The 13200-nt window shown below is 68.4% G+C and carries 11 protein-coding genes; 2 read left to right on the top strand and 9 right to left on the bottom strand.

Annotated features, from left to right (window positions below; all coding sequences use genetic code 11):
* Positions 1–66: 66 nt before the first annotated feature.
* From BEI_RS13600 to BEI_RS13625, 6 genes are all read right to left on the bottom strand, one after another.
* Positions 67–1554, bottom strand: a complete 1488-nt coding sequence (locus BEI_RS13600; RefSeq protein WP_097790030.1) for an aldehyde dehydrogenase — start codon at positions 1552–1554, stop codon at positions 67–69.
* 219 nt (positions 1555–1773) lie between these two features.
* Positions 1774–2724: a LysR family transcriptional regulator gene (locus tag BEI_RS13605; RefSeq protein ID WP_097790031.1), complete on the bottom strand. Its 951-nt coding sequence runs from the start codon at positions 2722–2724 to the stop codon at positions 1774–1776.
* A gap of 154 nt (positions 2725–2878) precedes the next feature.
* Entirely contained in the window at positions 2879–4090 is a 1212-nt protein-coding gene (gene argE / locus BEI_RS13610; RefSeq protein ID WP_097790032.1) for an acetylornithine deacetylase, read from the bottom strand.
* A gap of 105 nt (positions 4091–4195) precedes the next feature.
* A complete protein-coding gene (locus BEI_RS13615; protein ID WP_097790033.1) occupies positions 4196–4870 on the bottom strand; it encodes a DUF1028 domain-containing protein in 675 nt (224 codons plus the stop codon).
* Positions 4867–5295 carry a RidA family protein gene (locus tag BEI_RS13620; protein WP_097790034.1) on the bottom strand — a complete coding sequence of 143 codons (429 nt, stop codon included), beginning with the start codon at positions 5293–5295 and terminating at the stop codon, positions 4867–4869. The genes BEI_RS13615 and BEI_RS13620 overlap by 4 nt, the downstream gene beginning before the upstream one ends.
* Positions 5295–6629, bottom strand: coding sequence for a flavin-containing monooxygenase (locus BEI_RS13625; RefSeq protein ID WP_097790035.1), 1335 nt, complete (start codon positions 6627–6629; stop codon positions 5295–5297). The genes BEI_RS13620 and BEI_RS13625 overlap by 1 nt, the downstream gene beginning before the upstream one ends.
* A 452-nt stretch (positions 6630–7081) precedes the next feature.
* Here BEI_RS13625 and BEI_RS13630 point away from each other — a divergent pair, with 452 nt between their 5' ends.
* Both BEI_RS13630 and BEI_RS13635 read left to right on the top strand, forming a co-directional pair.
* Positions 7082–7507, top strand: coding sequence for a universal stress protein (locus BEI_RS13630; protein ID WP_097790036.1), 426 nt, complete (start codon positions 7082–7084; stop codon positions 7505–7507).
* Positions 7508–7549: 42 nt separating this feature from the next.
* Positions 7550–9211 carry a BCCT family transporter gene (locus tag BEI_RS13635; protein WP_097790037.1) on the top strand — a complete coding sequence of 554 codons (1662 nt, stop codon included), beginning with the start codon at positions 7550–7552 and terminating at the stop codon, positions 9209–9211.
* Positions 9212–9556: 345 nt separating this feature from the next.
* Here the strand turns inward: BEI_RS13635 and BEI_RS13640 are convergent, their stop codons facing one another.
* The 3 genes from BEI_RS13640 to hflC form a co-directional block, all read right to left on the bottom strand.
* Positions 9557–10855: an adenylosuccinate synthase gene (locus BEI_RS13640; protein WP_097790038.1), complete on the bottom strand. Its 1299-nt coding sequence runs from the start codon at positions 10853–10855 to the stop codon at positions 9557–9559.
* A 67-nt stretch (positions 10856–10922) separates the two neighbouring features.
* Positions 10923–12119 carry an ATP phosphoribosyltransferase regulatory subunit gene (locus BEI_RS13645; protein ID WP_097790039.1) on the bottom strand — a complete coding sequence of 399 codons (1197 nt, stop codon included), beginning with the start codon at positions 12117–12119 and terminating at the stop codon, positions 10923–10925.
* 195 nt (positions 12120–12314) lie between these two features.
* Positions 12315–13199, bottom strand: a complete 885-nt coding sequence (gene hflC, locus BEI_RS13650; RefSeq protein ID WP_097791089.1) for a protease modulator HflC — start codon at positions 13197–13199, stop codon at positions 12315–12317.
* Between the last annotated feature and the right edge of the window lies 1 nt (position 13200).

Consider the following 13200-nt stretch of genomic DNA (forward strand, 5'->3'; position numbering starts at 1 on the left):
ACCCTCTTGTTGTTGTGGGGTTAGGCTTTCGCCGGCGAGGCAGCGGCGGGCCTGTTCAGGGGCGGTTCAGAGACGCACCCAGGTGGTCTTGAGCTGGGTGAACTTGTCCAGGGCGTGGAGCGACAGGTCGCGCCCGAAGCCGGACTGCTTGTAGCCGCCGAAGGGGGTGGTGAAGTCGATGGCGTCCACGGTGTTCACCGAGACGGTCCCCGCCCGCAGGCGACGCGAGACGCGATGCGCCCGTGACAGGTTCTCGGTCCACACCGACGCGGCCAGGCCGTAGATGGAGTCGTTGGCGATGGCCACCGCCTCGTCCTCGTCGGCGAACTCGATCAGCGCGGCCACCGGGCCGAAGATTTCCTCCCGGGCGATGGTCATCCGCGGGGTCACGCCCTCGAACAGCGTCGGCGAGACGAAGGCGCCCTGCTCCTCGCCGCCGGGTGCCTCGCCCAGGGCCAGGCGAGCCCCCTCTTCCAGGCCCAGCGAGATATAGCCGCGCACCTTGCCGGCATGATCGGCGTCGATCAGCGAGCCCACGTCGGTCGCCGGATCCAGCGGGTCGCCGACCACCAGCTCGGAGGCGGCGGCCACGAAGCGCTCGACGAAGGCGTCCTTGACGTCGCGCTGGACCAGGATCCGCGAGTTGGCCGAGCAGACCTCGCCCTGGTTGAAGTAGATGCCCTGCACCGCCGTCCTGGCCGCGGCGTCCAGGTCGCTGTCGGCGAAGACGAGGTTGGGGCTCTTGCCGCCGCACTCCAGCCAGACCTGCTTCATGTTCGAACGGGAGGCATACTCCAGGAAGCGCTTGCCGGTGGCGGTGGAGCCGGTGAAGGTCAGGCAGTCCACGTCCGCGTGCATCCCCAGCGCCTGGCCGGTGACATGGCCGTGGCCCGGCAGGACGTTGAAGACCCCATCGGGGAGGCCCGCCTCGGTGGCCAGCTGGGCCAGGCGCAGCGCGGTGAGCGGGGACTGCTCGGCGGGCTTGAGGATCACGCTGTTGCCGGCGGCCAGCGCCGGGGCCAGCTTCCAGGCGGTGATGTCGAGGGGGAAGTTCCAGGGAATCACCGCGGCCACCACGCCGACGGGCTCGCGGGTGATGGTGGCCAGGTTGTCGCCGTCGGTGGGGGCCACCTCCCCGTAGAGCTTGTCGGTGGCCTCGGCGTACCAGCCGAAGCAGCCCGCGGCGCCGGGGATGTCGAGTTCGAAGGCATCGCGGATCGGCTTGCCGGTGTCCAGGGTCTCGAGCAGGGCGAGCTCTTCCTGGTGCTCCATCATCAGGGCCGACAGGCGCTGGAGCACCGCCTTGCGGCTCGCCGGCGCGGCCCGGGACCAGTCGCCGGCCTCGAAGCTGCGCCGCGCCGCGGCCACGGCGCGTTCCACGTCCTCGACGCCGCAGGCCGCGACCTCGGTCAGGGCCTCGCCGGTGGCCGGGTTCCAGGTGGTCAGGGTGGCGCCGTCGCCGGCCTGGACCGGCCGGCCGTCGATGAAGGCCCCGTCCGGCAGGGTCAGCCGGGAGCGCAGGTCTCGCCAGAAGGACAGATCGTGTGCCGCCATCGGGAGGGTCTCCGTTGTCAGTGTCATTGTTGTCGGGTCGTCTCGGCCTCTCTCACGACCGTAGGGTCACGATAGTCCCGGCCTCTTGGTTAAATAAAATATTATAATTCGAAGAACAGAATCATAAATTCCTATGCAATGCCGTCACGCCATCGCATCCGTGAGGACGGCTCATCTCCTATGCATGGGGTCGTCCTTGGTGACCGGGGCGAGTCCCGGTCAGGAAGAAATGGCCTGGGCCAGCCCCGCCCCCAGCCGCTCGAAGACATCGCCCCGCGCCTCGCTGTCCTGGGCCAGGCGATGCATGGCCTCGGCGGCGGGGCTCAGGCGCAGCCCGCGCAGGCAGGCGATGCCCATGGAGAGCGGCTGCGCCTCGTCTTCCAGGGGCAGGGGCCTCAGGCGCCCGCCGTCGAGGGACTCGAGGGCGGTCAGCGGGGTGTTGAACAGCGAGAAGCCGAAGCCGTTGGCCACCAGCCCCCGCAGCATGTCCATGGACTTGGCACGGTGGGCCACGGACGGCGTCAGGCCGTGGTGGGTGAAGATCGACAGGAAGTACTCACGGCTCAACGGCCAGTCGAGCAGGACCATGGGATAGGCCACCAGCTCGTCGAGGCGAATGCTGTCACGCCGGCTCAGGGGATGATCGGCGGCGACCACCGCATAGGGCGGGAAACGGTAGAGCGGCGTGAACTCGACCTCCTCGGGAACCTGGAGATCGTAGGTGAAGGCCAGTTCGTAGTCCCCCTGGGTCAGGCCACGCACGACATCGACCTGGTTCATCTCGTCGCAGTAGAGGCTGACCGAGGGGTGACGATCGGCGTAGCGACGCAACAGCTGGGGCAGGAACACCGGCGCGAAGGTGGGAAAGGCCACCAGGCGCAACTCGCCGCCGATCTCCTCGCCCAGCGACAGGGCATATTTCTCGAGCCCTTCCGCATCGCGGAGCAGCTTCCGCGCCCGGCCCAGCAGTTGCTTGCCCGAGGGTGTCAGCGACAGCCCCTGGGCATGGTGGCGAACGAACAGCTGCAGCCCGGTGACCTCCTCGATCTGCTGGATGGCCGCGGAGATCGAGGGCTGGGAGACATGCAGCTTGCGGGCCGCCTGGGTGACGCTGGAGAGCTCTCCGGCGACCACGAAGTAGCGCAGCTGCTTGAGGGTGAATTGACGCATCGACTGGGTACCGCCGCTGACGGACAGGGGCGCCCCGCCGCGCAGGCGGGGCGATCCCCGTCAGCATACCAGGCGCCCGGGCCGGGCGTCTCGGCGGCGGGGCCTGGGCCGGGCTATCGCCGTTAGCGTTGTCGCCCGGGGATGATCCGTCGACTCACGCCGGGGCGGCGGCCAGCAGCTCGCCTTCGGCCAGGCGACGCCGCGCCTCGGGCCCGGAGAGGGCCCCGGTCAGCCGGGCCAGGAAGGCCTCGCAACGGGCCAGCTGCTCGCGGGTCACGAACTCGTCGGGCTGGTGGCCCTGGGCCATGCTGCCGGGCCCGCAGACCAGGGTCGGGATACCCAGCTCGCGCTGGAAGAGCCCCCCCTCGGTGCCGTAGCCGATGCGCTCCAGGGTTCGCTCGTCGAGCAGCGCCAGGATGAAGTCCACCAGGGCATGGTCGTCGGCCATCGACAGGCCCGGGTAGTCGCTGAGGCGCTCCAGGCGGATGCCGGCCTCGGGATGCGTCTCGCGCATCTCGGCTTCCAGAGAGGCGGCGACGGCCATCAGCTCGCCGAGCAGCGCCTCGGGGTCGTCCTGGGCGACGTTGCGGATCTCGATGTCCAGCCGGCAATCCTGGGGCACGATGTTCAGCGCCGCCCCGCCCTGGATGGTGCCCACCTGCAGGGTGGTGTGGGGAATGGCGAATCGCTCGTCGAAGGGGCCGCGCATTGCCTTGGCCGCGGCCGTCTCCTCGACCCAGGTGGCCAGGCGAGCGGCGACGTGGATGGCGTTGACGCCCTCGGGTGCCATGCCGGAATGACAGGCCTTGCCGCGCACGTGCAGGCGGAAGGCGAGCTTGCCCTTGTGGGCAGTGGCCAGCCGCATGGAGGTGGGCTCGCCGACCAGGCAGGCGGCCGGGCGCACCGGCTGGTGGGCCAGGTCGGCCAGCAGGGTGCGCACGCCCAGGCAGCCCACCTCCTCGTCATGGGAGAAGGCCAGGTGGACGGGCACCACCAGGTCGGCCTCGACCAGGGCCGGCACCGCGGCCAACATGGCGGCGAGGAAGCCCTTCATGTCGGCCGTGCCCCGCCCGTAGAGACGTTCGCCCTCGGCCGTCAGCCGGAAGGGATCCACGCTCCAGGCCTGGCCGGTGACCGGCACGGTGTCGGTGTGCCCGGAGAGCATCACCCCGGCCCGGTCCGCCGGACCGATGGTGGCATAGAGGTTGGCCTTCTCACCGGAGTCGTCGAGGACGCGACGCGAGGCCACGCCGTGGCGAGCCAGGTAGTCCTCGATGAAGGCGATCAGCGCCAGGTTGGAACGGTGGCTGGTGGTGTCGAAGGCGACCAGCTCGGCGAGCAGGTCGACGACGCTGTCTTGGGACATGGAAACACCCGAATGGTCAGGGAAAACGAACCGCGGTGGTCATGGTTCTTATGCCATGACCACTCCTGGCTGGCCAGTTCCCGGCCGAACCTCACCGGGATACGCTCAGCGCTCATCCCCCGGCACGCCATAGGACGGCGAGTCGTCGGGGCGTACCGCCCGCAGCACGTAGGCGTCGCGCTGGGGGCGATAATGCTCCCAGATCATGCGCAGCTCGGTGAGCGGCGCGACGTGCCAGTCGACCCGCAGGTCGACCACCGGCCAGCTGGCCCGGTCGGTGACCTTGAGGCCCGCCGAGAATACCGGGCCCATCTCGCCGCCGGCGGCCAGGCCGGCGTCCATGGCGGCCAGCAGGCGTTCGGCGAGCTCGCCGTCATGGGACTCGAAGGCGACGACCATGGCGTCGACGATGCCCGGATCGGCCAGCATGTTGCCGCCCGCCACGCAGTCCCGGCCCTGCCGGGTGGCGTGGCGGCCCAGGGTCTCGGCCCCGCTGTGCGTGGCGCTTCGGCCCTCGGCGTCGAGGACCTGGAGCTGGCGCCACTCGGGGTAGGCCTCGCCCTCGACGAGTCGCGCCAGCACCTCCTCGGCATCGAGCCCTTCCTGAAGCAGCTGGACGCCGAGCTGCCCCAGCGCGGGGTTGGTGACGTTCTGGGTCAACACCACCCCCTTGCCGGGGGCGATGAAGGGACAACGGCTGGCCACGCAGATGCTCGAGGAACTGATGGCGGTGCCGAACTGGCCGGTCTCGCGGCAGAAGCCGGCGATGGAAAAGGTCATGAGTTGCCCTCCTCGTCGTCGGGGATCACGGCGATGACGTCGATCTCCATCAGCCACTCGGGCTGGGCGAGGCCGGCCACCACCAGGCCGGTGGAGATCGGGAAGACGCCCTTGAGCCAGCTGCCCACCTCGCGATAGACCGGCTCCCGGAAGCGCGGATCGGTGATGTAGGTGGTGGTCTTGACGATATGGCCGAGCTCGGAGCCGGCCTCCTCGAGCAGTTGCTTGACGTTCTTCATGGCCTGCTCGGCCTGGGCACGGGGATCGCCCAGGCCGACCAGCCGGCCCTCGAAGTCGGTGCCGACCTGGCCGCGGACATAGACGGTGTTGCCCGCTCGTACCGCCTGGCAGAGATCGTTGTCCAGCGACTGGTTGGGGTACGTCTCCTGGGTGTTGAACATGCGGATTCGCGTGTGCGTCGGCATCAGTTGACCCTCTCTGCGCTGGCATCGTCGCGCGATGACGTGGATGGCGCGCTCGTTTCCCGGCGCTGCGCGGCCGCGTGGTAGGCCAGGTACTTGCGCTGAGTGGCGATGTGGTCGGCGATGTGCTTGGCGTCGTGCCAGACGCCCCAGATGAAGCTGGAACCTCGCCGGGACAGCCAGGGCAGGCCCACGAAGTAGACGCCTGGCTCGCGGGACACGCCGCGTTGGTGCTGCGGCTTGCCGTTCTCGTCGAAGGCGTCGACGTCCAGCCAGCCGTAGTCCACCGAGAAGCCGGTTGCCCAGACGATCGCGGTCACGCCTGCTGCGTCCAGGGCCAGCTCGCGTAGCGGGTCGACGACGCACGCCGGGTCGTCCGGAATGCGACGGGCCTCAGGCTCCTCCGGCAGGTCGAGGCCGTTGCGGGCGATGTAATCGTCCGCGGCATCCAGCATCGCCAGGTAGTTGGCATCCCCCCGGGCCAGGTTGTCGGCCAGGTCGTCCTCGAAGGTCACGACGCCACCCTGGAAGGCCTTCGTCCGTCCCACCAGCGTCATGCCCTGATGCGCCAGCTCGCGGAAATCGATCGTCTTGCCGCCATCGGCCCCGCTGACGGCGATGGTGACGTGCTCGGTGCCCGGCTTCATGACCTCGGCATCCCACTCGCCGAGCACGCCCAGCCACCAGCAGAAGTCGCGCCCGCGGTAGGCACGCGGCGGGCGATCGTGGGGCCCCACCGAGAGGTAGACCTGCCGGCCGCTGCGCTGCAGCTCCTCGGCGATCTGCACCCCGGAGGAACCGGCGCCGACCACCAGCACTGCCCCCTCGGGCAACTGCCGGGGATTGCGGTACTCGGCCGAATGAATCTGCGTAAGGCGCTCGTCCTCGGGGGCGATCGGCGGAATCACCGGACGCTGGAAGGGGCCGGTGGCCGCCACCACGCGATTGGCCTCGATCACGCCCCGGGAGGTCTCGACGGTGAAGCCCGGCCGGCCCTGGTTCCGCTCGACCTTCCTGACCTCCACGCCGGTGCGGATGGGGGCACCGATCCTGCGTGCATAGGCCTCGAAATAGGCCGCCACGCGCTCCTTGGGGGCGAAGGCATCGGCGTCGACATCCTCGAACTCCATACCGGGGAAGCGGTCGTGCCAGGCCGGCCCGTTGGCCACCAGCGAATCCCAGCGACGGCTGCGCCAGGCCTCGGCGATGCGGTCGCGCTCCAGCACCAGGTGGGGCACGCCGAGGTTGCCCAGGTGCTCGCTCATGGCCACGCCGGCCTGACCGCCACCGACCACCAGGGTATCGGTGTATTCCTTCTCGAAAACGGGCTCGGTCATGGGAGGGATCTCCTTGTTGTCTAGTCTCGACCACCTTAGGAGCCCACCCTGGTTAAATAAAATATAGTTATTATGGCTTTGGCATCATAAATATCTATGCAAAGACAACTACCGTCGGGGCCGCCCTCCACCGAGCCCGGGATTGATCATCAACGATAGTGCCCTTCTCCGCCGGGCATCGCCCCAGGACAAGACTATGCCGCAACGAGCAAAGCCCCAATGAAGGCAAGGGTTTATCTAATTTATGGTTATCAGGAAAAGAGCGCTTGATTACAATGCGTTATTCGAAATGGCCATGGGTCATGGCTCGCCACCGGCGAGCCATCCCTGCACGCCCGAGCGTGCACCGATCGACGGCGTAATCCGTTGAAAGCGTGACAAGCTTCACGGTCATCGAGAGGCCACACTTGTCGGGTATGACAGCCGATACCCGACCCAGAAGGAGCGTAGGCATGTTCAAGAAGATCATGGTGCCAGTGGACCTGGCGCATTTCGATGTGATCGAACCATCGCTTCAGGTGGTGGCGGATCAGGCCAGGCACTACAAGGCCGAGGTCTGCTACGTGGCCGTGACCTCCACGGTCCCGGGCAGCGTGGCCCACAATCCGGAGGAGTATCAGCAGAAGCTGGAAGCCTTCGCCCAGGAGCGGGCCAAGGTGCACGGCCAGCCGGTCAGCGCCCGGGTCTTCACCACGCCGGATCCGATCGCCGAGCTCGACGACGTCCTCATCGATGCCATCGACGAGGTCAGCGCCGACCTGGTGATCATGCCGACCCACCCGCCGAAGCATCTGGACGTCGTCATCCCGTCCCATGGCGGCAAGGTCGCCACCCACACCAAGGCTTCGGTCTTTCTGGTGCGTCCCTCGCAGGATTGACGCCTACACTTCGCACATCGACGTCGACAAGGAGAGACTCTCGTGACGAACGACAACAAAGCCCCAGAGGCGGCCGGCCCGGGGGAGGGCATTCCCGCCCCCGAGGGCCCGGCCAATCTCATCGATACCGATTACGTGATCGGTCAGGACAACATCGCCACCACCAAGCTGGGCGTGAGCCTCGACCTTCACGGCAAGGTCTTCACCTTCTCCTCGCTGGTGATCCTGTTCTTCGTGATCATCACCCTGGCCCTGCAGGATCAGGTGGAGCCGATCTTCAACGCCATCTTCAGCGTGCTGACCGGGAACCTGTCCTGGTTCTTCCTGCTGGCCGCCAACATCTTCGTGGTGCTGTCGATCGTGCTGATCTTCACCCCCCTCGGGAAGGTGAGGATCGGGGGGGCCCATGCCACCCCGGACTTCAGCTATGCCGGCTGGTTCGCCATGCTGTTCGCCGCGGGCATGGGCATCGGCCTGATGTTCTATGGCGTCTCCGAGCCGCTGACCCACTTCGGCACCGCCATGGGCGGCACCACCGTGGAGAACGGGGTACGCACCGACTGGTCGCCGCTGGGCGCCGCCGCGGGTAACCAGGATGCCGCCATCTCGCTGGGCATGGCCGCCACCATCTTCCACTGGGGCCTCCACCCCTGGGGGATCTATGCGGTGGTGGCCCTGGCGCTGGCCCTGTTCTCCTTCAACAAGGGCCTGCCATTGACCATGCGCTCGATCTTCTACCCGATCCTGGGCGAGCGCGTCTGGGGTTGGCCGGGCCATGTCATCGACATCCTGGCGGTGTTCGCCACCCTCTTCGGCCTGGCGACCTCCCTGGGGCTCGGGGCCTCCCAGGCCTCCGCGGGGCTTAGCTACCTGTTCGGCGTACCCAACACCAACGCCACCATGGTCATCCTGATCATGGGCATCACCGCCGTGGCGCTGTGCTCCATCCTGCTGGGCGTGGAGAAGGGCGTGCAGCGCCTCTCCCAGCTCAACATGGTACTGGCCCTCCTGCTGCTGCTGTTCGTGATCTTCGTCGGTCCGACCCTGCTGATCGCCACCGGCTTCTTCGAGAACCTGATGTCCTACCTGGTGAACCTGCCGGCGCTGTCCATGCCGTTCGGCCGCGAGGACGCCAACTTCAGCCAGGGCTGGACCGCCTTCTACTGGGCCTGGTGGATCTCCTGGTCACCCTTCGTCGGCATGTTCATCGCCCGCGTGAGCCGCGGCCGTACCGTCCGCGAGTTCCTGATCGCCGTGCTGCTGGTGCCTTCCGTGGTCTCGGTGCTGTGGATGACCTCCTTCGGCGGCACCGCCATCGACCAGGTCGTTCGGGATGGCTTCCAGGGCGTTCAGGAAGCGGCCCTGGAGCTGCAGCTGTTCGTGATGCTCGGCCAGCTGCCGCTGACCGCGATCACGTCCTTCGTCGGCATCGTGCTGGTGATGGTGTTCTTCATCACCTCCTCGGACTCCGGGTCCCTGGTGATCGACTCCATCACCGCCGGCGGCAAGGTGGACGCGCCCAAGCCGCAGCGCATCTTCTGGGCCCTGATCGAGGGCGCCGTCGCCATCGCCCTGCTGCTGGGCGGCGGCCTGACGGCCCTGCAGACGGCGGTGATCACCACCGGCCTGCCCTTCACCCTGGTGCTGCTGGCAGCCTGCTACGCCATCGTCAAGGGCCTGACCAGCGAGCCCAAGAGCGTCTGACCCCCACCATCGAGCCGGCCTCGCCGGCGCTCTCGACGAGGATCGCCCCGCCCCGTGCGGGGCGATCTTTTTGGTACTTCGCAGATCAGCGTGAACGGGGGATGTCGCCACCGAATGAGCCAGGGTGCGCTCATGGCCGTCGTAAGGCAGATAAGCGCCAGCGCATCTACCGATTCTTCCGACTTGCCTGCCTCATGGCAGGTGCGCTCGCACGCTCGCTTACCTGCCCTACGGCTCGTTCATCCGCCCGCGTGAGGACGCGTGCCGGATACGAGAACGCCGCCCGGGTCCTCCCGGGCGGCGTTCGTTATGGCGTGATCTCGACGCCGGCGGGCGCCGGCGACCTCAGTGCTCGGCGAAGGGATTGCGCAGCACGATGGTCTCGTTGCGGTCCGGGCCGGTGGAGATGATGTCGATGGAGGTGCCCACCTGCTCCTCGAGGAAGGAGATGTAGGCACGGGCGTTGGCGGGCAGGTCCTCGACGCGCTTGACGCCCAGGGTGGACTCGGACCAGCCGGGCAGGTCCTGGTACACCGGCTCGATGGCCTCGTAGCCTTCGGAATCCACCGGGGTGTCGAGGACGTCGCCGTCCTTGCTGCGATAGCCCACGCAGACGCGGATGTTCTCCAGGCCGTCCAGGACGTCGAGCTTGGTCAGGCAGAGGCCGGACACCGAGTTGATCTGCACGGCATGGCGCAGGGCCACGGCGTCGAACCAGCCGCAGCGCCGTGCCCGGCCGGTGGTGGCGCCGAACTCGTGGCCCTTCTCGGCCAGGTGACGGCCGTGCTCGTCGAACAGCTCGGTGGGGAAGGGACCGGACCCGACGCGGGTGGTGTAGGCCTTGGTGATGCCCAGCACGTAGTCCAGGTAGAGCGGGCCGACGCCGGAGCCGGTGGCGGTGCCGCCGGCGGTGGTGTTGGAACTGGTCACGAAGGGGTAGGTGCCGTGGTCGATGTCCAGCAGCGAGCCCTGGGCGCCCTCGAAGAGGATGTTGTCGCCGGCCTTGCGGATATCGTGCACCAGGGTCACGGCGTCGCAGACCATGCTTCGCAGCTCGTCGGCCATGCGCATGGCGTCGTCGAGGACCTGCTGGAAGTCCACCGGCTCCTCGCCGTGATACTGGGTCAGCACGAAGTTGTGGTAGTCCAGGACCTCGCCGAGCTTGGAGGCGAAGCGCTCGCGGTGCAGCATGTCGCCCAGGCGCAGGCCGCGACGGGCCACCTTGTCTTCGTAGGCCGGGCCGATGCCGCGTCCGGTGGTGCCGATCTTGGCCACGCCGCGGGCCTTCTCCCGGGCCTGGTCGAGGCGCACGTGGTAGGGCAGGATCAGCGGACAGGCCGGGGACAGGCGCAGGCGCTCGCGGACCGGCACGCCCTTGGCCTCCAGCTCGCGGATCTCCTCGATCAGGGCCTCAGGCGACAGCACCACGCCGTTGCCGATCACGCAGGTCTTGTCGTCACGCAGGATGCCGGAGGGGATCAGGTGCAGGACGGTCTTCTCGCCATCGATGACCAGGGTATGGCCGGCATTGTGCCCGCCCTGGAACCGCACCACCGCGCCGGCGGACTCGGTCAGCAGGTCGACGACCTTGCCCTTGCCTTCATCACCCCACTGGGTGCCCAGTACGACTACGTTCTTGCCCATAGTGCTCTCGTCTCTCGTTGCTGCGCCGCCGGAGTCGGGGGCGGTGCCGGTATCGTGTCTGCCTGCGTCAGGCCTGATCGGGGGTCGACGCCAGGGGCGCCACCTGCCAGCCGCCGTCGGCCTGGACCAGGCGTCGATGGCAGCGATGTTCCTCGGGGCCGGTGCGCTGCCCCGGCAGCGCCTGCACGACCCGCTCGCCCTGCTGGCGCAGGGCGTTGACGACCTCCGCCAGGCCCTCTCCCTCCGCCGGGGCCCAGATGCCGTCGTGGCGGGGCTCGCTGGGCACCAGGGTGGCCAGCAGCTTGAGCTCCAGGGAGAAACCGGTGGCCGGGCGGGCACGGCCGAAGGCTCGCCCGGTGTCGTCGTAGCGCCCTCCCTTGGCCAGCGCCTGGCCGTAGCCGGGCACGTAGGCGGCGAACATCATCCCGGTGTGGTACTGATAGCCGCGCAATTCGGCCAGGTCGAAGTACAGGTCGACCTCGGGATGCTCCGCGGCCACGCCGGCATGGAGCGCGCGCAGCTGGTCCAGGGCCGCACCCACCGCCTGGGGCGCCTCGGCGAAGGCCTCGCGGGCCTCGTCCAGCACCTCGGGGCCGCCATGCAGCTCCCCCAGCGCGCACAGCATCGCCGCCAGCGACGGGTCGGCGACGCTTTCGGACACCCGCGCCGCCAGCTCGCCCGGGGACTTGAGCTCGAGGGCCTCGAACACCGCCTTCTCCTGCTCCCGGGTGAGCTCGGCGGCCTCCACCAGGCTACGGTAGATGCCGATGTGACCCAGCGCCAGGTGGACCTCGCCGGCGCCGGCGGCCTGCAGGCTGGTCAGCGCCAGGCGCAGGATCTCCACGTCGGCCTCCAGCCCGGCATGACCGAACAGCTCCACCCCCACCTGCACCGGGCTGCGGCCGCCCTGGTGCTGGTCGGCCTTGGCGCGCAGCACGTTGGTGCAGTAGCACAGCCGCACCGGCCCCTGGCGCTTCAGGGAGTGGGCGTCCATGCGCGCGACCTGGGGCGTGACGTCGGCGCTGACGCCCATCATGCGGCCGGTCTGCTGGTCGGTGAGCTTGAAGGTCTGGAGGTCCAGCTCGGTGCCGGTACCGGTGAGCAGGGAGTCGAGGAACTCCACGGGGGGCGGCATCACCTGATCGTAGCCCCAGCGATGGTAGAGGTCGAGCAATGCCCGGCGCAGCTCTTCCATGCGGCTGGCCTGGGGCGGCAGCACCTCGTCCATGCCGTCGGGCAACAGCCAGCGGTCAGCGATGGTCATGTCGTTCTTCCTGCAAGACGGTGGTTGGGCCTTCGGCAAGCCTCGCGGCGTGACGTGGCGGGAGCGCCGGAGGGGGTTGCCGGGGAAGTGGAGAGGCCACAAAAAAACCGGGCCACGCCCGGTTACAGGAGTCTACCACGTTTGGGAACGGGATGAACCCCGTGGCGGGGCGGCGTCGCCGCCCCGCCACGGCCGTCACTCCCCGGCCTGAGGACGCGGGCTCTTCAGGTACTGGAAGAAGTCGCTGGACGGATCCAGCACCAGCATGTTGCCGTCGCCCTTGAAGCTGTTGCGATAGGCATCGAGGCTGCGCCAGAAGGAGAAGAACTCCTCGTCCTGCCCATAGGCCTCGGAGAAGATCGCCGCGGCCTCGGCATCGCCCTCACCGCGCAGGGTCTCGGAGCGCTCGTTGGCCTGGGCCAGCAGCACCTGGCGACGACGGTCGGCGTTGGCGCGGATGCGCTCCGCCTCTTCCTGGCCCTGGGCGCGCCACTCGCGGGCCTCCCGCTCGCGCTCGGAGCGCATGCGGTCGTAGACCGCCGAGGACACGTCCTCGGGCAGGTCGATGCGCTTGACCCGGATGTCGAGGACGGCCACGCCGAGCTCCTCCCGCATCAGGCGGTCGAGCTCCTCCGTGGGACCGGTCATCAGCTCGTCGCGCTTCTCCGAGATGATCTGCTGGAGGTTCAGGCGGCCGAACTCGTTCCGCAGGCTCTCGTCGACCCGTGGCTGGATCAGCCGCACCGCCTGCATCTCGTTGCCCGAGGTGGCCTCGTAGTAGCGGGTCGGGTTGACCACCTGCCACTTGACGTAGGAGTCGACGATCACCGCCTTCTGCTCCAGGGTCAGGTAGCGGCTGGCATCGGTGTCCAGCGTCAGCACCCGGGTGTCGAACTTGCGGATGGTCTGGGTGATCGGCACCTTGAAGTGCAGCCCCGGCTGGATGTTCTCCTCGACCACCTCGCCGAAGCGCAGCTTCACCGCGCGCTCGGTCTCGTCCACCACGTAGAGGCTGTTGCTGGCCAGCCAGGCGGCGGCGGCCAGGCCGCCGACGATGAGCAGGGATCGGTTGTTGATCATC

The sequence above is a fragment of the Halomonas beimenensis genome (genome assembly GCF_002549795.1).
GTDB classification, from domain to species: domain Bacteria; phylum Pseudomonadota; class Gammaproteobacteria; order Pseudomonadales; family Halomonadaceae; genus Halomonas; species Halomonas beimenensis.